The sequence below is a fragment of the Flexivirga sp. YIM B11880 genome (genome assembly GCF_058148645.1).
The window spans coordinates 1-17575 of the sequence record NZ_JBMAMH010000008.1 but is presented as its reverse complement, the minus strand read 5'-3'; the positions used below and the strand labels follow the sequence as shown (position 1 = coordinate 17575).

The following is a 17575-nucleotide window of genomic DNA, read 5'->3' as shown; positions in this document are numbered from 1 at the left end:
CAAAGACCTGGCCCGGATCCGCACGTGCGGGTCCGGGCCAGGTCAGTGCTGTCTGCAGCCAGGGAGTCACTCCTTCTCGGAGTCGACCTCCTGCTCGTCCGCAACGGCTTCGGTCGAGGATGCCTCGGTCGCAGCGTCGGTCGAGACCGGCTGCTCGGCGTCGACCGGCTCGACGACGACGTCGGCCTCGTCGGTCACAGCGGACGCGTCAGCAGTGTCTTCTTTGACCGCGCGCTTGGTGGCGGCCTCGGCCTCCGCAACGACGGCGCGCTTCGGCTTGGCGTTGACCGGCTCGCGGACGAGCTCGATCACGGCCATCGGCGCGTTGTCACCCTTGCGGGGACCGATCTTGGTGATGCGGGTGTAACCGCCCTGCCGGTCGGCCATGTCGGGCGCGATCTCGGTGAAGAGACGGTGCACGACGCCCTTGTCACGGACCACTGTCATCACCCGGCGGCGGGCGTGCAGGTCACCGCGCTTGGCGAAGGTCACCAGCCGCTCGGCGAGCGGACGCAGCCGCTTCGCCTTGGCCTCGGTCGTCGTGATGCGGTCGTGCTCGAACAGTGCCTGCGCCAGATTGGCCAGGATCAGCCGCTCGTGCGCGGGACCGCCACCGAGACGGGGACCCTTTGTTGGGGTAGGCATTACTTCTCCTTGTATGTCGAGTCGTGTTGCGCGGCAACGCGACTGGAGCTATCTCAGTGGCTGGGCTCAGTACTGCTCGTCTTCGGCGAAGCTGCCGTCGGCGTCCTCGTCGTCATACCGGTCCGCGATCGCGCTCGCGTCGAACCCGGGCGGGCTGTCCTTGAGCTGCAGGCCCATCTCGACCAGCTTGTCCTTGACCTCGTCGATGGACTTCGCACCGAAGTTGCGGATGTCCAGCAGGTCGGCCTCGCTGCGTCCGACGAGCTCACCCACGGTGTGGATGCCCTCGCGCTTGAGGCAGTTGTAGGAGCGGACGGTGAGGTCCAGGTCCTCGATCGGCAGCGCCAGATCCGCGGCCAGTGCGGCGTCGGTCGGGCTCGGGCCCATGTCGATGCCCTCGGCCTCGACGTTGAGCTCACGCGCCAGGCCGAACAGCTCGACCAGGGTCTTGCCGGCGGAGGCCATGGCGTCGCGCGGGGCGATGGCGTTCTTGGTCTCCACGTCGACGATCAGCTTGTCGAAGTCGGTGCGCTGCTCGACACGGGTCGCCTCGACCTTGTAGGTCACGGCGAGCACCGGCGAGTAGATCGAGTCGACCGGGATGCGGCCGATCTCGTGGTCGGCGGACTTGTTCTGCTGCGCCGAGACGTAGCCGCGACCGCGCTCGACGGTCAGCTCCATCTCGATCTTGCCCTTGTCGTTCAGGGTGGCGATGTGCAGCTCGGGGTTGTGCACCTCGACACCGGCCGGCGGCGCGATGTCGGCGGCGGTGACCTCACCCGGGCCCTGCTTGCGCAGGTACATGACGACCGGCTCGTCGTGCTCGGAGGAGACGACCAGGCCCTTGACGTTCAGGATGATCTCGGTGACGTCCTCCTTGACCCCGGGGATCGTGGAGAACTCGTGCTGCACACCGTCGATGCGCAGGCTGGTGACCGCGGCGCCCGGAATGCTCGAGAGCAGGGTACGACGCAGCGAGTTGCCGAGCGTGTAGCCGAAACCCGGCTCCAGCGGCTCGATGACGAAACGCGAGCGGTTGTCGGAGACGACCTCTTCGCTCAGGGAGGGGCGCTGTGCGATAAGCACTTCTTCTTTTCCTTTCCACTGGCCACCGCTATATGAGGCCTAGTGCAAACCGAGGAGCGACTCTGTATTCGCTTCTCGTTATTGAGTTGTATGTCGGTCGCGTGGTCTCGATACGGGCTCTGATCTCGATACGGACTCGGCTAACGCCTCGCCCTACTCGATCGTCGCCCTACTCGACCGACGCGGCCTGGCGACGGCCCACGACAGCCTCGCCGAACGACGAGCGGCGCTGGCGACCGCCGAGGCAAGCTGACCGAACGACAAGCCGACGGCGCGGAGGCGACGACCAGGTCGGTCGCCGGGTGGCAGCGAGCTTGCTCGTTGCCACCCGGCGGCTCGACCTGCGAGGAGCCGCAGCCGACGTACATCGGCGAGAAGAACTGGCCCGAGGAACGAGGGTTAGTTCTTCGAGTAGAGCTCGACGATCAGCTGCTCGGTGAGCGGGATGTCGATCTGCTCGCGGGTCGGCAGCGAGTGGATCAGGATCTGCAGCGTGCCCGGGACGACGTGCATCCAGGCCGGCGGCTGCCGGTCACCGAAGGTCTCGCGGGCCAGCTGGATCGGGAACTTCTCCCGGGACTGCTCGCGGACGGTGATGATGTCGTACTGCTCCACGCGGTATGACGGGACGTCGACGCGCTTGCCGTTGACCTCGAAGTGACCGTGGGTCACCAGCTGGCGGGCCGCACGACGGGTGCGGGCCAGGCCGGCGCGGTAGATGACGCTGTCCAGGCGCGACTCCAGGATGACCAGCAGGTTCTCGCCGGTCTTGCCCTGACGACGGGCTGCTTCCTTGTAGTAGCGGACGAACTGCTTCTCCATCACGCCGTAGGTGAAGCGAGCCTTCTGCTTCTCCTGCAGCTGGGTCAGGTATTCCTTCTCCTGCACCCGGCCACGGCCGTGCTGGCCGGGCGGGAAGGGGCGCATCTCGAAGTTCTTGTCGCCACCGACGAGGTCGGTCTTGAGGCGACGCGACTTCTTGGTGATCGGGCCGGTGTAACGGGCCATGAGTCAAATCTCCTTAGAAGTGTGTTGTCGTCGCTCAGCTACGACGCTTGGGCTGGCGGACGCCGTTGTGCGGCTGCGGAGTGACGTCGGAGATCGCACCGACCTCGAGGCCGGCAGCGGCCAGCGAACGGATAGCGGTCTCGCGGCCCGAACCCGGACCCTTGACGAAGACGTCGACCTTGCGCATGCCGTGGTCCATCGCACGACGCGCGGCGGCCTCGGCGGCCATCTGCGCGGCATACGGGGTCGACTTGCGCGAGCCCTTGAAGCCGACCTGGCCGGCGGACGCCCACGAGATCACCGCACCGGTCGGGTCGGTGATCGAGACGATGGTGTTGTTGAAGGTGCTGCGGATGTAGGCGTGCCCCGCAGCAACGTTCTTCTTCTCCTTGCGGCGCACCTTCTTGGCGCCGGAAGCCTGACGGCTCTTGGGAGGCATGAATTCTCCTGAAAACTAAAGTCGTTGAAGTGTGAGGTGTCCCTGTCGCAGAGGCGACAGGGATTACTTGGCCTTCTTCTTACCGGCGACCGTGCGCTTCGGACCCTTGCGGGTCCGGGCGTTGGTCTTGGTGCGCTGGCCGTGCACGGGCAGACCCCGGCGGTGGCGCAGGCCCTGGTAGGAACCGATCTCGACCTTGCGGCGAATGTCGGAGGCGATCTCACGGCGCAGGTCGCCCTCGAGGCGGTAGTTGCCCTCGAGGTGGTCGCGCAGCTTGACGACTTCGTCTTCGGTGAGGTCACGGACACGGGTGTCCGGGTTGACGCCGGTCGCGGCCAGCGTCTCGTCGGCGCGGGTCTTACCGACGCCGAAAATGTAGGTGAGTGCGACCTCGACGCGCTTCTCGCGCGGCAGGTCGACACCGATCAAACGTGCCATCAGGCATTTCTCCTGTTGTCTCGTAGAGGTCTGGTGCGTGGCCGTTCCCGCATCACCCGGAGTGGGTGGATTGCTGGGTCCCGGGCCTCTACTCCCGGGGTGACATTCCCGCCATACCGATGGCCGGAGGTGTGGGTCACGCGAATCGAAATGTTCAGTTGTGCTCTTCTGCGTCCTGGCGAAGAACGCGAGTCGTGCGGGTGATCAGCCCTGACGCTGCTTGTGGCGAGCGTTCTCGCAGATCACCATGACTCGCCCGTTGCGGCGGATCACCTTGCACTTGTCGCAGATCTTCTTGACGCTCGGCTGGACCTTCATCGCACCTTTTGTCTTGAAGTCGGGCCACCGCGGAAGCAGTGACGGTTGCGAACGTGCCGAGAATCAGCGGTAGCGGAAGACGATCCGGCCGCGGGTCAGGTCATACGGGCTGAGCTCCACCACCACACGGTCCTCGGGGAGGATCCGGATGTAGTGCTGTCGCATCTTGCCGGAGATGTGCGCGAGCACCTTGTGACCGTTGGTCAGCTCCACCCGGAACATTGCGTTCGGGAGGGCCTCGACGATCGTGCCCTCGATCTCGATGACACCGTCCTTCTTGGCCATGCCTTCCTAACTGATTCTCGGCGAGGCGTTCTCCGGATGAGAACGCCCCTGAAGCGTGGGTATGACGTGCCGCATCAGCCGTTTCGGACACACACCGATCCCGCTCGCTGGGGGCGAACCCCGAACCAGGAGGGTGATGGCCGAACGCCGCGAGATGCAGACACTCCAGACCCGAAGGTCCAGTCTACCCGGCGACCCGCGAGCGCCCCAAATCGGCGGGTCTCAGCCGATGGGCGCGTATGACGCACCGACTGCGGCCAGGTCGGCGGCGCCGCCGTCCACGGCGGTCAGCACCCAAAGGCCGCCGTCGGTCACCGCGATGGTGTGTTCCCAGTGCGCGGCGCGCGAGCCGTCATCAGTCACGACCGTCCACTCGTCGTCGAGTTCGTGCGACTCGTGCGTGCCCAGGGTCAGCATGGGCTCGATGGCGACGGTCGCGCCGGGCTGCACGGTCGGCCCCTTGGGACGGACCCGCTCGTTGTAGACGGTCGGCTCCATGTGCATCTCGGTGCCGATCCCGTGACCGGTGTAGCCGTCCAGGATGCCGTAGTCGCGGCCGTCCGCCCGGCCGCTCGCGCGGACCGAGTCCTCGATGACACCGCCCAGTTCGTAGATGCCGATGCCGGGGCGCAGGGCCGCGATGCCGGCCCACAGCGCGCGCCGGGTCGCCGCCGAGAGCTGCAGGTCCTCGAGCCGGGCCGCCTCCTCCCCGCCGACCACCACGGTGATCGCCGAATCCCCGTGCCAGCCCTCGACGATCGCGCCACAGTCGATGGACACCAGGTCGCCGTCGTGCAGCTCGCGGTCACCCGGTATGCCGTGCACCACCTCGTCGTTGACGGAGACGCACAGCGTCCCGGGGAATCCGTAGTAGCCCAGGAAGCTCGGCACGCCGTCGTGGTCGCGGATGAATTCCTCGGCGAGCGCGTCAAGCCGGCCCGTCGTCATACCGGCGTCCACCGACGCGGCCAGCATCGCCAGGCACTCCCCCACCACCAGGCCGGCGCGGCGCATCAGCAGCACCTGCTCCGGCGTCTTGGCCGGCAGCCGTTCGCGGCCGAAGATCACGCGCGGGTCAGCGAGTCCAGCGCGTTGGTGATGCGGTCGGTGACCTCGTCGAGCTCGCCGATGCCGTCGATCTCGATCACCAGGTTGCGCTCGGTGTAGATGCGCACCAGCGGCTCGGTCTCCTCGCGGTAGATCCGCAGCCGCTCCCGGATGACCTCCTCGGTGTCGTCGCTGCGGCCGCTGGTCTCGGCGCGCTTGACGATCCGGGCCACCAGCTCCTGCTCGGCCACCTGCAGCTCGATGACGGCGTCCAGCACGCAACCCCAACCCGCCAGCAGCGCGTCCAGCGCATCGACCTGCGCCACCGTGCGCGGGTAGCCGTCCAGCAGGAAGCCGTCGCGTGCATCATCCTGGGCCAACCGGTCGGCCACGATCTGGTTGGTGATCTCGTCGGGCACATAACCGCCGGCGTCCAGGATGCTCTTGACCTGCGTCCCGAGCTGAGTAGCGCGTCGGATGTTGTCCCGGAAGATGTCGCCGGTGGAGATGTGCGGGATGCCGCGCCGGGCCGAGATGTGCTCGGCCTGCGTGCCCTTACCTGCTCCCGGCGGACCCAGAATGATGAGGCGCATTATCTCAAGAACCCTTCGTAGTGGTGCTGCTGCAGCTTGGAGTCGACCTGCTTGACGGTATCGAGACCGACACCTACGAGGATGATGATGGAGGCGCCACCGAACGGGAAGTTCTGGTTGGTGCCCACGAGGGCGAGCGCGATGAGCGGGATCAGCGCGATGATCGCCAGGTAGATCGCGCCGCCGACGGTGATCCGGGTCAGCACGTAGTTGATGTACTTCGCGGTCGCCCTGCCGGCGCGCACACCCGGGATGAACGAGCCGGACTGCTTCAGGCCGTCCGCGACCTCGTCGGGCTGATAGGTGATCGACACGTAGAAGAACGTGAAGAACAGGTTCAGCACGGTGTAGACGATCATGTATGACGGGTGATCGCTCTTACCGAGGTTGTTGAACACCCACGTCGACCAGCCGGCCGGATGCGCACTCGTCTGCGGGTTGGTGAACTGCGCGAGCATCACCGGCAACGACAGCAGCGAGCTGGCGAAGATGATCGGGATGACGTTGGCCATGTTGACCTTGAGCGGGATGTAGGTCGACGTCCCGCCATACATCCGCCGGCCGATCATCCGCTTGGCGTACTGCACGGGCAGCCGGCGGATGGAGTTCTCGACGTAGACGACGACGGTCAGGATGACCAGGCCCATGATCACGACGAGGAAGAACTTGCCCCAGCCCTGGGTGCGGATCGACCAGATCTCCGACGGCACCCGAGCGGCGACCGCGATGAGGATCAGCAGGGACATGCCCTGCCCGACGCCCTTCTCGGTGATCTGCTCGGCCAGCCACATGATGAGGCCGGTGCCGGCGGTGAAGGTCAGCACCATGATGATCAGCGTCGGCATCGCGCCGTCGGTCATGATGTTGGAGCAGGCCGGGCCGCTGCCCAGGATCGACTGCGGATTGTTGTGCACCGCGGTCACGAGGGTCGACGACTGCAGGATCGCCAGGCCGATGGTCAGATAACGCGTGTACTGCGTCATCTTGGTCTGACCCGCCTGGCCCTCCTTCTTCAGCTGCTCGAACTTCGGGATCACCACGGTGAGCAGCTGCACGATGATCGTCGCGGTGATGTAGGGCATGATCCCGAGCGCGAAGATCGACAGCTGCAGCAGGGCACCGCCGGAGAACAGGTTGGCCAGGCCGAGCAGCGACTGCTGACCGCCCGAACCCTGCTGGCAGAGCTGGACCTGCTTGTAGTCGATGCCCGGTGCCGGGATGTGCGAGCCCAGCCGGAAGACAGCGATGATCGCCAGCGTGAACAAGATCTTGTTCCGCAGGTCGGGCGTGCGGAACGCGCGGCCGATGACGTTGAGCAACGTGAGTCCTCCTGGGCGCGCCCCTCAGGCAAGGGGGGCGCCGTGACAATCCCGGAGCACTACCTCCACACGGGAAGTCGTCCGGGCCGGCGCTCCGCGCTTGTGGCGGGAGGGCCGAAGTTTGAGCTGGGCTTGGGCAGAGATTACCTGGCCGACTCGCCGGGCGAGCCGTCGGGGAGTGCGATAAAGCGCCCTGGGGAACAACGAGACACGTGGTTTCGTCGTTCCCACAGGGCGCTTCACGCGGATGTGGTCACGAGGGCCCTGATCACGCAGCGGTGATCGTGCCACCCGCAGCTTCGACCTTCTCCTTGGCCGAAGCGGAGAACTTCTGCACGGTGAGGTTCACCGCGACGGTGATCTCGCCGGTGCCGAGCACCTTGACCGGCTGGCCCTTGCGAACCGCGCCCTTGGCGACCAGGTCCTCGACGGTGACGTCCCCGCCCTCGGGGAACAGCGCCGAGATCTTGTCCAGGTTGACGACCTGGTAGGTGACCTTGAACGGGTTCTTGAAACCCCGCATCTTCGGCAGCCGCATGTGCAGCGGCGTCTGGCCACCCTCGAAGCTCTCGCGCACCTGGTAGCGCGCCTTGGTGCCCTTGGTGCCGCGACCGGCGGTCTTGCCCTTGGAGCCCTCACCGCGACCCACGCGGGTCTTGGCCGTCTTGGCGCCCGGAGCCGGACGCAGGTGGTGCACCTTCAGTGCGTGCGTCTTCTCTTCAGTCATTTCACTTCTCCTCGACGGTCACCAGGTGGGCGACCGCGCGAACCATGCCGCGGAACTCCGGGCTGTCCGGCTTCTCGACCGTGTGGCCGATCCGCTTCAGGCCGAGCGACCGCAAGGTCTCCCGGTGCTGCGGCTTGCCACCGATCTCCGAACGGATCTGCGTCACAACGAGCGTGTTCGCCATCAGGCACCTGCCTTCTCGCTCTGCGCGGACGCAGCTGCGTCCGCCATCGCGTGCTGCATGGCGACCGGCGCGACCTGGTCGAGCGGCAGGCCGCGGCGGGCCGCAACGGCCTCCGGACGCTCCAGCTCCTTCAGGGCGGTGACGGTCGCGTGCACGATGTTGATCGCGTTGTCCGAGCCGAGCGACTTGGACAGCACGTCGTGGATGCCGGCGCACTCCAGCACGGCGCGCACCGGACCACCGGCGATGACACCGGTACCGGGGCTGGCCGGGCGCAGCAGGACGACGCCTGCCGCCGCCTCACCCTGCACCGGGTGCGGGATGGTGCCGCCGATCATCGGGACGCGGAAGAAGGACTTCTTCGCCTCCTCGACACCCTTGGCGATCGCGGCGGGGACTTCCTTGGCCTTGCCGTAGCCGACACCCACCGTGCCCTGGCCGTCTCCGACGACCACGAGCGCGGTGAAGCTGAAGCGACGACCACCCTGCACGACCTTGGCCACGCGGTTGATGGTGACGACGCGCTCGAGGTACTGGTTGCGGTCGTCGCCGCCGCGGCGGCCGCCACGGTCGTTGTCACGCCCGCCGCGGCGGTTGTCGCGACGGTCGGTGTTCTCGTTGTTCGAGCTGCTGCCGGAGCCGGCAGCGCCTCGACGCTGGGGTCCAGGCATCAGTGCTTCCTCTTCTCGACGTTGAACTTGCGGATCACAGTGTCAAACCGCCTTCACGAGCGCCGTCCGCGAGGGCGGCGACCCGGCCGGCGTACTTGTTCCCGCCACGGTCGAAGACGACGGCCTCGACGCCCGCAGCCTTGGCGCGGGCCGCGACGAGCTCGCCGACCTTGCGAGCCTTGGCGGTCTTGTCACCGTCGAGCGCCCGCAGGTCCGCCTCCATGGTCGACGCGGATGCAACGGTCTTGCCGACGGTGTCGTCGACGACCTGCACGAAGACGTGCCGCGACGAGCGGTTGACGACCAGGCGAGGACGCTCCGCGGTGCCGGACACGCGCTTGCGCAACCGGAAGTGGCGCCGGGCGCGGGCCGCAGCCTTGCTCGTGGAACGCTTCACAATCTTTGCCATGGCTTACTTACCAGCCTTTCCGACCTTGCGGCGGATGTGCTCGCCTTCGTAGCGGACACCCTTCGCCTTGTAGGGGTCGGGCTTGCGCAGCTTGCGGATGTTGGCCGCGACCTCACCGACCTGCTGCTTGTCGACACCGCTGACCGAGAACCGGGTCGGGTTCTCCACAGCGAAGGTGATGCCCTGCGGAGCCTTGACCAGGATCGGGTGGCTGTAACCGAGGGCGAACTCCAGGTCCGAACCCTTGGCGGTCACGCGGTAACCCGTGCCGTGGATCTCCAGCTTCTTGGTGAAGCCGTCGGTCACACCGACGACCATGTTGTTGATGAGGCTGCGGGTCAGGCCGTGACGCGACCGCGACTCACGCTCGTCGTTGGGGCGTGACACGTTGATCACGCCGTCCTCGCCCTTGGCGACGCTGATGGGCTCCGGCACGGTGAAGTCGAGCTGGCCCTTCGGGCCCTTGACCGCGACGGCCTGGCCGTCGATGGTCACCTCGACACCGCTGGGCACCGGAACGGGAAGACGTCCGATACGCGACATCTCGATATCTCCTTAACTGTTCCGGGTCACCAGACGTAGGCGAGGACTTCCCCGCCCACACCCTTGCTCGCCGCCTGCTTGTCGGTCAGCAGGCCGGACGACGTGGACAAAATGGCAACGCCCAGACCACCGAGGACCTTCGGCAGGTTGGTGGACTTGGCGTAGACCCGCAGACCGGGCTTGCTCACGCGGCGGACGCCGGCGATGGAGCGCTCCCGGTTGGGGCCGTACTTCAGGTCGATCGTGAGCGTCTTGTCGACGCCCTCGCCCTCGACGCGAAAGCCGGCGATGTAACCCTCCGCCTGGAGGATCTCGGCGATGTGCGTCTTGAGCTTGCTGTGCGGCATGGTCGCCGAGTCGTGGTGCGCCGAGTTGGCGTTCCGGACGCGGGTCAGCATGTCCGCGATCGGGTCGGTCATGGTCATCGTGGGCACTTGCCCTTCTCACCGTGGTTTCTGCTGGCCGGAGCCGGTGCGGACCTTCGGTGTAGTTGTTACGTGGTTTTTGCTTGGTTGGCTGGTCGATCAGGTATGGCGAGACGCTGCCCGCCATACCGGACTCACCAGCTCGACTTGGTGACGCCGGGCAGTTCGCCGCGGTGGGCCATCTCGCGCAGACAGATCCGGCACAGGCCGAACTTGCGGTAGACCGAGTGCGGGCGGCCGCAGCGTTGGCAGCGGGTGTAACCGCGCACCGCGAACTTCGGCTTCTTCTCGGCCTTGTTGACCAGGGCTTTCTTCGCCATGCTCAGTTCTCCTTAAAGGGGAAGCCGAGGTGCTTCAACAGGGCCCGGCCTTCGTCGTCGTTGCTCGCAGTGGTGACGACCGTGATGTCCATGCCGCGGACCCGGTCGATCTTGTCCTGGTCGATCTCGTAGAACACGGACTGCTCGGTCAGACCGAAGGTGTAGTTGCCGTTGCCGTCGAACTGCTTGGGCGACAGGCCGCGGAAGTCGCGGATGCGCGGCAGTGCGATCGACACCAGACGGTCCAGGAACTCCCACATGCGGTCGCCGCGCAGCGTGGTGTGCGCACCGATCGGCATACCCTCACGCAGTTTGAACTGCGCGATGGACTTGCGGGCCTTGGTGACCGCCGGCTTCTGGCCGGTGATCGCCGCGAGGTCCTTGATGGCGCCCTCGATCAGCTTGGAGTCACGGGCGGCGTCGCCGACACCCATGTTGACGACGACCTTGGTCACCGTCGGCACCTGCATCACGTTGGCGAACTTGAACTCGTCCTGCAGCCGGCCCTTGATCTCGGACTGGTAGCGCGCCTTCAGGCGGGGCGCCACCTTCTCCGGTGCTGTTGCACTCATGCCAGATCCTTTCCGGACTTCACGGCCACGCGGGTGCGTACGGTCTTGGTGCGACCGTCGCGCTCCACCTGCTCCTCACGGATGCGGATGCGGGTCGGCGTGCCCGTCTCGGGGTCCACGATCATCACGTTGCTCACGTGGATCGGAGCTTCGGTGACCTCGATGCCACCGGCACCGCCACCCGGCTGACCGGCCTTGACGTGCTTGGTGATCCGGTTGACACCCTCGACGAGCACGCGACGGCGCTCCGGGTCGACCGAGATGACCTTGCCCTGCAGGCCCTTGTCCTTGCCGGAAATGACCTGGACCAGGTCGTTCTTCTTGATCTTCATCTTCGGCTTGCCTGCCATGGCTTACAGCACCTCCGGCGCGAGCGAGATGATCTTCATGAACTTCTTGTCACGCAGCTCGCGGCCCACGGGGCCGAAGATGCGCGTGCCGCGCGGGTCACCATCGCTCTTGAGGATGACGGCAGCGTTCTCGTCGAACTTGATGTAGCTGCCGTCCGGGCGGCGCTTCTCCTTGCGGGTACGCACGACAACGGCCTTGACCACATCGCCCTTCTTGACGTTGCCGCCCGGGATGGCGTCCTTGACGGTCGCCACGATGGTGTCACCGATGCCGGCGTAGCGACGTCCCGAGCCACCGAGAACCCGGATGCACAAGATCTCCTTGGCACCGGTGTTGTCGGCGACGCGCAGTCGCGACTCCTGCTGGATCACGTTTCTTCTCCTGTCGTCTCACTGGTTCTCGCACGACGCGAGCCTTGTGGAACGGTCAATGTTGGTTGCGGTGTTGCCACCGCGGTGTGTTGTCGTATGCCGCGAGCGGCATACGACCACGTATTACTTGGCCTTCTCGAGGATCTCGACCACGCGCCAGCGCTTCTGCGCCGACAGCGGACGGGTCTCCATGATCAGCACGCGGTCGCCGACGCCGCAGGACTCCTGCTCGTCGTGCGCCTTGACGCGAGCCGTCTTGCGCTGGACCTTGCCGTAGAGCGCGTGCTTGACGCGGTCCTCGACCTCGACCACGACGGTCTTCTGCATCTTGTCGCTGACGACGTAGCCCTGCCGGGTCTTGCGGTAGTTGCGCTCGCCCTCGGCCTTGCCGGTCTCCTGCGTCACGGTTGCTTCCTTGTTCTCGTCACTCATGCTTCGGCCTTCTCCTGCGTGCGGCCGATGCCGAGCTCACGCTCACGCAACTCGGTGTAGATGCGGGCGATGTCCTTGCGGACCGCACGCAGCCGCGAGTTGTTCTCCAGCTGGCCGGTGGCGGACTGGAACCGCAGGTTGAACAGCTCCTGCTTGGCCTTGCCGAGCTCGTCGGCGAGGGCCGCGTCGTCCAGTTCACGCAGCTTCGCGGAAGTCAGGTCCTTCGAACCCACTGCCATCAGAGGTCACCACCTTCACGCGCGACGAAGCGGCACTTCATCGGCAGCTTGTGCATCGCCAGGCGCAGCGCCTCGCGTGCAACTTCCTCGGACACACCGGACAGTTCGAACATGACCCGGCCCGGCTTGACGTTGGCGACCCACCACTCGGGCGAGCCCTTACCGGAACCCATGCGGGTCTCGGCCGGCTTCTTGGTGAGCGGACGGTCCGGGTAGATGTTGATCCAGACCTTTCCGCCACGCTTGATGTAGCGGGTCATGGCGATACGAGCGGACTCGATCTGCCGGTTGGTGACGTATGCCGGCTCCAGCGCCTGGATGCCGTAGTCACCGAACGACACAGCGGTGCCACCCTTCGCCATACCGCGGCGACGGGGGTGGTGCTGCTTGCGGTGCTTCACACGACGGGGAATCAACATCAGGCTTCAGCTCCCTGGTTGCTCGACTCTGTCGGCGCGACCTCGACGACAACGTCCTCGGCGACCGGAGCCTCCATCGGAGCGTCGGTGGTCGCGGAGCCCGCGTCACGACGTCCGCGGTTGCCACCACGACGGTCGTCGCGGCCGCCGCTACGGCGGTCGTCACGACGGCCACGGGCCGGGCGGCTCGGGGCCGCAGCCTGCTCGCGCGCCAGTTCCTTGGCGGTGAGGTCGCCCTTGTAGATCCAGACCTTCACGCCGATGCGGCCGAAGGTGGTGCGGGCCTCGTAAAAGCCGTAGTCGATGTTTGCGCGCAGCGTGTGCAACGGCACACGACCCTCGCGGTAGAACTCGGTGCGGCTCATCTCGGCGCCGTTCAGCCGGCCGGCGACCATGACCCGGATGCCCTTGGCACCGGCCCGCTCGGCCGTCTGCATGCCCTTGCGCATGGCGCGACGGAAGTTGACCCGGGCCGACAGCTGCTCGGCGATGCCCTGGGCGACCAGCTGCGCATCGGTCTCGGGGTTCTTGACCTCGAGGATGTTCAGCTGCACCTGCTTGCCGGTCAGCTTCTCCAGCGAACCGCGCAGGCGGTCGGCCTCGGCGCCACGGCGGCCGATCACGATGCCCGGACGGGCGGTGTGGATGTCGACGCGCACGCGGTCACGGGTGCGCTCGATCTCGACCTTGCTGATGCCGGCGCGCTCCATGCCGGTCGACATCAGGTTGCGGATCGCGACGTCTTCCTTGACGTAGTCGCGGTAGCGCTGGCCCGGCTTGGCCGAGTCGGCGAACCAGCGGCTCTTGTGGTCCGTCGTGATGCCGAGACGGAAACCGTTCGGGTTGACCTTCTGACCCATTACCGGCCACCGTCCTTTCGCTCGGGCTGGGCAACGTACAAAGTGATGTGGCTCGACCGCTTGAGGATCCGGCTCGCGCGACCCTGCGCACGGGGACGGAATCGCTTCATGGTCGGGCCCTCGTCGACATACGCCTCGGTGACGACCAGCAGACGCTCGTCGAACGCGACCGACGCCTGGTCCGCCTTCTGGCGGGCGTTGGCGACGGCGCTGTTGAGGGTCTTGAGGACCTGGTCGCTCGCGCTCTGCGGCGCGAAGGTGAGCAGGTGGATCGCCTCTTGGACGTTCTTGCCACGCACCATGTCGACGACCCGACGCGCCTTCATCGGTGTGATGCGGACGAACCGCGCCTGCGCCTTGGCTCCCACGGTCGGGGTGGTGTTCTCAGTAGTAGACATATCAGCGACGCCGTCCCTTCCGGTCGTCCTTCTCGTGACCCTTGAAGGTCCGCGTCGGGGCGAACTCGCCGAGCTTGTGGCCGACCATCGCCTCGGTCACGAAGACCGGGACGTGCTTGCGGCCGTCGTGCACGGCGAGCGTGTGGCCGAGCATGTCGGGCGTGATCATCGACCGGCGGGACCAGGTCTTGATGACGTTCTTGGTGCCCGCTTCGTTCTGTGCGTCGACCTTCTTCTGAAGGTGATCGTCGACGAAGGGGCCCTTCTTCAATGAACGGGGCATTTCTTACCGCTTCTTTCCAGTACGACGGCGACGCACGATGAGCTTGTCGCTCTCCTTCTTCGGGCGACGGGTGCGGCCCTCGGCCTGACCCCACGGGCTGACCGGGTGGCGACCACCGGAGGTCTTGCCCTCACCACCACCGTGCGGGTGGTCCACCGGGTTCATCGCGACACCGCGCACGGTCGGGCGCTTGCCCTTCCAGCGCATGCGGCCGGCCTTGCCCCAGTTGATGTTGCTCTGCTCGGCGTTGCCCACCTCGCCGACCGTCGCGCGGCAGCGGACGTCGACGTTGCGGATCTCACCAGACGGCATACGCAGCTGGGCGTAGGGGCCGTCCTTGGCGACGAGCTGCACGCGCGCGCCGGCCGAGCGGGCGATCTTCGCACCGCCACCGGGCCGCAGCTCGATGCAGTGCACGACGGTGCCGGTCGGGATGTTGCGCAGCGGCAGGTTGTTGCCGGGCTTGATGTCAGCGCTCGCGCCGTTCTCGACCTGGTCGCCCTGCTTGAGGCGGTTCGGCGCGATGATGTAGCGCTTCTCGCCGTCGGCGTAGTGCAGCAGCGCGATGCGCGCCGTGCGGTTGGGGTCGTACTCGATGTGCGCGACCTTCGCCGGGATGCCGTCCTTATCGAGGCGGCGGAAGTCGATCACGCGGTAGGCGCGCTTGTGACCGCCACCGATGTGACGGGTCGTGATGCGGCCCGACGCGTTACGACCGCCGGTCTTCGGCAGCGGGCGCACCAGCGACTTCTCGGGCGTCGAGCGGGTGACCTCGGCGAAGTCGGCCACGCTCGAGCCACGACGGCCCGGCGTCGTCGGCTTGTACTTGCGGATAGCCATTGTCTGTCCTTAGGAGTCTTGTCTGCGGGCGATCGTTCTCAGGCTTGCGTGCCGAAGATGTCGATCGCGCCTTCCTTGAGCGAGACGATGGCGCGCTTGGTGTCCTTGCGCTTGCCGACGCCGAAGCGGGTCCGGCGCGTCTTGCCCTGCCGATTCATCGTGTGGACCGAGGAGACCTTCACGTCGAAGATCTCCTCGACGGCGATCTTGATCTCGGTCTTGTTCGCCCGGGGGTCGACGAGGAAGGTGTACTTGCCCTCGTCGAGCAGGGCGTAGGACTTCTCCGAGACGACCGGCGCGATCAGGATGTCGCGCGGGTTCTTGCCCAGTTGCGTCATGGCCAGAATCACTTGTCCTTGTCGGTCTTCGTCGCGGCGGCCGGTCCGGCCAGGAAGCGCTCCAGCGCAGCCTGGGTGAAGACCAGGTCGTCGGCGCACAGGACGTCGTAGGTGTTGAGCTGGTCGGCGAACAGCACGTGCACGTCGGCCAGGTTGCGCACCGACAACAACGCTGTCTGCTCGTCGCGGCCCAGGACCACCAGCAGGTTCTTGCGCTCGGTGAGCTCGGCCAGCAGCGTGGCTGCCGCCCGGGTCGACGGCTTGTCGCCCTCGACCACGGAGGTCAGCACGTGAATGCGGTCGTGACGCGCCCGGTCGGAGAGGGCTCCGCGCAGGGCGGCGGCCTTCATCTTCTTGGGGGTCCGCTGCACGTAGTCACGCGGCTTCGGGCCGTGCACGGTGCCACCGCCGGCGAACTGCGGCGCACGAGTCGAACCCTGGCGGGCGCGGCCGGTGCCCTTCTGGCGGTAGGGCTTCTTGCCACCACCGCGGACCTCGCCGCGGGTCTTGGTGGAGTGCGTGCCCTGACGTGCCGCCGCGAGCTGCGCCACCACGACCTGGTGGATCAGCGGGACATTGGTCTGCACGTCGAAGATCTCGGCCGGCAGCTCGACGGTGCCCGCCGCAGCGCCCGAGGCGCTCTTGATGTCAACGGTCGTCATCTGGCTCAGGCCTCCTTGACGAAGTCGGGCGTCTTGGCTGCTGTTTTCACCAAGACGATGCCGCCGCGGGGGCCGGGAACGGCGCCCTTGATCAGCAACAGACCCTTGTCGGTGTCGATCGCGTGAATCGTGAGGTTCTGGGTGGTCTGGCGCTCGCCGCCCATGCGGCCCGCCATACGCATGCCCTTGAAGACACGACCCGGGGTGGCGCAGCCACCGATCGAGCCCGGCTTGCGGTGGTTGCGGTGCGCACCGTGCGAGGAGCTGACACCGGCGAAGCCGTGCCGCTTCATGACGCCGGCGAAGCCCTTGCCCTTGGTGGTCCCGACGGCGTCGACCTGCTGGCCGGCCTCGAAGGTCTCCACGGTGACTTCCTGGCCGAGCTGGTAGTCGCCGGCGTCAGCGGTGCGGATCTCGGCGAGGTGGCGGCGCGGGGTCACGCCGGCCTTCTCGAAGTGTCCGGTCAGCGGCTTGTTGACCTTGCGCGGGTCGATCGCACCGTAGCCGATCTGGACCGCGTGGTAGCCCTCGGTCTCGCCGCGGACGGCGGTGACGACGCACGGGCCGGCCTGCACGACGGTGACCGGAATCAGCCGGCCGTTCTCGTCCCAGACCTGGGTCATGCCCAGCTTCTCGCCCAGGACGCCCTTCACGGAGCGCTCAGTGATGTGAGTCATGTCGAGTCATCCCTCCTGATCAGAGCTTGATCTCGATGTTGACGTCGGCCGGCAGGTCGAGACGCATGAGCGAGTCGACGGCCTTCGGCGTCGGGTCAACGATGTCGATCAACCGCTTGTGGGTGCGCATCTCGAAGTGCTCGCGGCTGTCCTTGTACTTGTGCGGTGACCGGATAACGCAGTAGACGTTCTTCTCCGTCGGCAGCGGCACGGGGCCGACCACCGTTGCACCGGCACGAGTCACCGTGTCGACAATCTTGCGCGCCGAGCTGTCGATGACTTCGTGGTCATACGACTTCAGTCGGATGCGGATCTTCTGTCCCGCCATTCGCCCGTGTCTCTCTCTCGCCGTACTCGTTACTTACTTAGGTCTGGTCGGTGCGGGGCCAGCGTCCGGCTCCGACCCCCGCGCTCGGGTGTGTCGCGTGTGCTCCGCAGCACGACGCCGACATCTCTGGCGTGGGTGGCCGGGCGAAACCGATGGATCTCGCACCTGTGGCTTGCGCTTCCCGACCTCACCCGCACGGCCCGCCTGGCGGCGGACTGGGTGCTTTCGGGGCGGCAGTCGCGCGGCTCGCCTTCCTCGAATCGCTTCGAGTCGAACGGCGACGCACGTGATCACTGCACGTCAAGCAACTTGAACAGTCTGCCAGAGAGCGGGACACAGGCCAAATCG

General features: G+C 66.5%; 31 protein-coding genes. All 31 read right to left on the bottom strand.

The features are described from left to right. Nucleotides 1–66: 66 nt before the first annotated feature. Nucleotides 67–645, bottom strand: a complete 579-nt coding sequence (gene rplQ / locus ACN8HC_RS12645; RefSeq protein WP_490075187.1) for a 50S ribosomal protein L17 — start codon at nucleotides 643–645, stop codon at nucleotides 67–69. A 66-nt stretch (nucleotides 646–711) separates the two neighbouring features. Continuing rightward, nucleotides 712–1731 carry a DNA-directed RNA polymerase subunit alpha gene (locus ACN8HC_RS12640; protein WP_490075186.1) on the bottom strand — a complete coding sequence of 340 codons (1020 nt, stop codon included), beginning with the start codon at nucleotides 1729–1731 and terminating at the stop codon, nucleotides 712–714. A gap of 399 nt (nucleotides 1732–2130) precedes the next feature. Next, the gene (gene rpsD, locus ACN8HC_RS12635; RefSeq protein WP_490075185.1) at nucleotides 2131–2739 is read right to left on the bottom strand and encodes a 30S ribosomal protein S4; all 609 of its coding nucleotides are present in this window, start codon (nucleotides 2737–2739) and stop codon (nucleotides 2131–2133) included. Nucleotides 2740–2773: 34 nt separating this feature from the next. Further along, entirely contained in the window at nucleotides 2774–3178 is a 405-nt protein-coding gene (gene rpsK, locus ACN8HC_RS12630) for a 30S ribosomal protein S11 (RefSeq protein ID WP_171153451.1), read from the bottom strand. 63 nt (nucleotides 3179–3241) lie between these two features. Then, complete coding sequence (gene rpsM / locus ACN8HC_RS12625; RefSeq protein ID WP_183322779.1) at nucleotides 3242–3616, bottom strand: 30S ribosomal protein S13; 375 nt, start codon at nucleotides 3614–3616, stop codon at nucleotides 3242–3244. Between the two features lie 204 nt (nucleotides 3617–3820). Next, nucleotides 3821–3934 carry a 50S ribosomal protein L36 gene (gene rpmJ, locus ACN8HC_RS12620; RefSeq protein ID WP_019286332.1) on the bottom strand — a complete coding sequence of 38 codons (114 nt, stop codon included), beginning with the start codon at nucleotides 3932–3934 and terminating at the stop codon, nucleotides 3821–3823. 63 nt (nucleotides 3935–3997) lie between these two features. After that, nucleotides 3998–4219, bottom strand: coding sequence for a translation initiation factor IF-1 (gene infA / locus ACN8HC_RS12615; RefSeq protein WP_006946284.1), 222 nt, complete (start codon nucleotides 4217–4219; stop codon nucleotides 3998–4000). Nucleotides 4220–4441: 222 nt separating this feature from the next. Continuing rightward, on the bottom strand, nucleotides 4442–5284 hold the full coding sequence (map, locus tag ACN8HC_RS12610; RefSeq protein WP_490075344.1) for a type I methionyl aminopeptidase: 843 nt from the start codon (nucleotides 5282–5284) through the stop codon (nucleotides 4442–4444). Next, nucleotides 5284–5862: an adenylate kinase gene (locus ACN8HC_RS12605; protein ID WP_490075343.1), complete on the bottom strand. Its 579-nt coding sequence runs from the start codon at nucleotides 5860–5862 to the stop codon at nucleotides 5284–5286. Before ACN8HC_RS12605 ends, map begins: the two co-directional genes overlap by 1 nt. After that, complete coding sequence (secY, locus tag ACN8HC_RS12600) at nucleotides 5859–7178, bottom strand: preprotein translocase subunit SecY (RefSeq protein ID WP_490075184.1); 1320 nt, start codon at nucleotides 7176–7178, stop codon at nucleotides 5859–5861. Before secY ends, ACN8HC_RS12605 begins: the two co-directional genes overlap by 4 nt. Nucleotides 7179–7446: 268 nt before the next feature. Continuing rightward, complete coding sequence (gene rplO / locus ACN8HC_RS12595) at nucleotides 7447–7905, bottom strand: 50S ribosomal protein L15 (protein ID WP_490075183.1); 459 nt, start codon at nucleotides 7903–7905, stop codon at nucleotides 7447–7449. A gap of 1 nt (nucleotide 7906) precedes the next feature. Beyond that, nucleotides 7907–8089 carry a 50S ribosomal protein L30 gene (gene rpmD, locus ACN8HC_RS12590; protein WP_188839002.1) on the bottom strand — a complete coding sequence of 61 codons (183 nt, stop codon included), beginning with the start codon at nucleotides 8087–8089 and terminating at the stop codon, nucleotides 7907–7909. Then, nucleotides 8089–8760, bottom strand: coding sequence for a 30S ribosomal protein S5 (gene rpsE, locus ACN8HC_RS12585; protein WP_490075182.1), 672 nt, complete (start codon nucleotides 8758–8760; stop codon nucleotides 8089–8091). Before rpsE ends, rpmD begins: the two co-directional genes overlap by 1 nt. A 34-nt stretch (nucleotides 8761–8794) precedes the next feature. After that, on the bottom strand, nucleotides 8795–9169 hold the full coding sequence (rplR, locus tag ACN8HC_RS12580) for a 50S ribosomal protein L18 (protein ID WP_490075181.1): 375 nt from the start codon (nucleotides 9167–9169) through the stop codon (nucleotides 8795–8797). A 3-nt stretch (nucleotides 9170–9172) separates the two neighbouring features. Then, nucleotides 9173–9712, bottom strand: coding sequence for a 50S ribosomal protein L6 (rplF, locus tag ACN8HC_RS12575; protein WP_490075180.1), 540 nt, complete (start codon nucleotides 9710–9712; stop codon nucleotides 9173–9175). A gap of 26 nt (nucleotides 9713–9738) precedes the next feature. Continuing rightward, nucleotides 9739–10137 carry a 30S ribosomal protein S8 gene (gene rpsH / locus ACN8HC_RS12570; RefSeq protein ID WP_183322948.1) on the bottom strand — a complete coding sequence of 133 codons (399 nt, stop codon included), beginning with the start codon at nucleotides 10135–10137 and terminating at the stop codon, nucleotides 9739–9741. A gap of 134 nt (nucleotides 10138–10271) precedes the next feature. After that, nucleotides 10272–10457 carry a type Z 30S ribosomal protein S14 gene (locus ACN8HC_RS12565; protein WP_490075179.1) on the bottom strand — a complete coding sequence of 62 codons (186 nt, stop codon included), beginning with the start codon at nucleotides 10455–10457 and terminating at the stop codon, nucleotides 10272–10274. Nucleotides 10458–10459: 2 nt separating this feature from the next. Further along, nucleotides 10460–11029: a 50S ribosomal protein L5 gene (gene rplE / locus ACN8HC_RS12560; protein WP_490075178.1), complete on the bottom strand. Its 570-nt coding sequence runs from the start codon at nucleotides 11027–11029 to the stop codon at nucleotides 10460–10462. Further along, entirely contained in the window at nucleotides 11026–11379 is a 354-nt protein-coding gene (gene rplX, locus ACN8HC_RS12555; protein ID WP_490075177.1) for a 50S ribosomal protein L24, read from the bottom strand. Before rplX ends, rplE begins: the two co-directional genes overlap by 4 nt. A 3-nt stretch (nucleotides 11380–11382) precedes the next feature. Next, entirely contained in the window at nucleotides 11383–11751 is a 369-nt protein-coding gene (rplN, locus tag ACN8HC_RS12550) for a 50S ribosomal protein L14 (RefSeq protein ID WP_123271422.1), read from the bottom strand. 123 nt (nucleotides 11752–11874) lie between these two features. Next, nucleotides 11875–12183, bottom strand: a complete 309-nt coding sequence (rpsQ, locus tag ACN8HC_RS12545; protein ID WP_490075176.1) for a 30S ribosomal protein S17 — start codon at nucleotides 12181–12183, stop codon at nucleotides 11875–11877. Continuing rightward, on the bottom strand, nucleotides 12180–12422 hold the full coding sequence (gene rpmC / locus ACN8HC_RS12540; protein ID WP_490075175.1) for a 50S ribosomal protein L29: 243 nt from the start codon (nucleotides 12420–12422) through the stop codon (nucleotides 12180–12182). Before rpmC ends, rpsQ begins: the two co-directional genes overlap by 4 nt. Then, nucleotides 12422–12841 carry a 50S ribosomal protein L16 gene (gene rplP, locus ACN8HC_RS12535; RefSeq protein WP_490075174.1) on the bottom strand — a complete coding sequence of 140 codons (420 nt, stop codon included), beginning with the start codon at nucleotides 12839–12841 and terminating at the stop codon, nucleotides 12422–12424. The genes rpmC and rplP overlap by 1 nt, the downstream gene beginning before the upstream one ends. Further along, nucleotides 12841–13701 carry a 30S ribosomal protein S3 gene (rpsC, locus tag ACN8HC_RS12530; protein ID WP_490075173.1) on the bottom strand — a complete coding sequence of 287 codons (861 nt, stop codon included), beginning with the start codon at nucleotides 13699–13701 and terminating at the stop codon, nucleotides 12841–12843. Before rpsC ends, rplP begins: the two co-directional genes overlap by 1 nt. Beyond that, entirely contained in the window at nucleotides 13701–14069 is a 369-nt protein-coding gene (gene rplV / locus ACN8HC_RS12525; protein WP_490075342.1) for a 50S ribosomal protein L22, read from the bottom strand. The genes rpsC and rplV overlap by 1 nt, the downstream gene beginning before the upstream one ends. A gap of 31 nt (nucleotides 14070–14100) precedes the next feature. Further along, on the bottom strand, nucleotides 14101–14382 hold the full coding sequence (gene rpsS / locus ACN8HC_RS12520; RefSeq protein ID WP_188839014.1) for a 30S ribosomal protein S19: 282 nt from the start codon (nucleotides 14380–14382) through the stop codon (nucleotides 14101–14103). 3 nt (nucleotides 14383–14385) lie between these two features. After that, the gene (gene rplB, locus ACN8HC_RS12515; protein ID WP_490075172.1) at nucleotides 14386–15222 is read right to left on the bottom strand and encodes a 50S ribosomal protein L2; all 837 of its coding nucleotides are present in this window, start codon (nucleotides 15220–15222) and stop codon (nucleotides 14386–14388) included. A 38-nt stretch (nucleotides 15223–15260) separates the two neighbouring features. Further along, entirely contained in the window at nucleotides 15261–15560 is a 300-nt protein-coding gene (gene rplW, locus ACN8HC_RS12510; RefSeq protein ID WP_490075171.1) for a 50S ribosomal protein L23, read from the bottom strand. A gap of 8 nt (nucleotides 15561–15568) precedes the next feature. Continuing rightward, complete coding sequence (gene rplD, locus ACN8HC_RS12505; RefSeq protein ID WP_490075170.1) at nucleotides 15569–16222, bottom strand: 50S ribosomal protein L4; 654 nt, start codon at nucleotides 16220–16222, stop codon at nucleotides 15569–15571. 5 nt (nucleotides 16223–16227) lie between these two features. After that, entirely contained in the window at nucleotides 16228–16899 is a 672-nt protein-coding gene (gene rplC, locus ACN8HC_RS12500; RefSeq protein ID WP_490075169.1) for a 50S ribosomal protein L3, read from the bottom strand. Between the two features lie 19 nt (nucleotides 16900–16918). Further along, the gene (rpsJ, locus tag ACN8HC_RS12495) at nucleotides 16919–17227 is read right to left on the bottom strand and encodes a 30S ribosomal protein S10 (protein ID WP_114930053.1); all 309 of its coding nucleotides are present in this window, start codon (nucleotides 17225–17227) and stop codon (nucleotides 16919–16921) included. Nucleotides 17228–17575 lie beyond the last annotated feature (348 nt).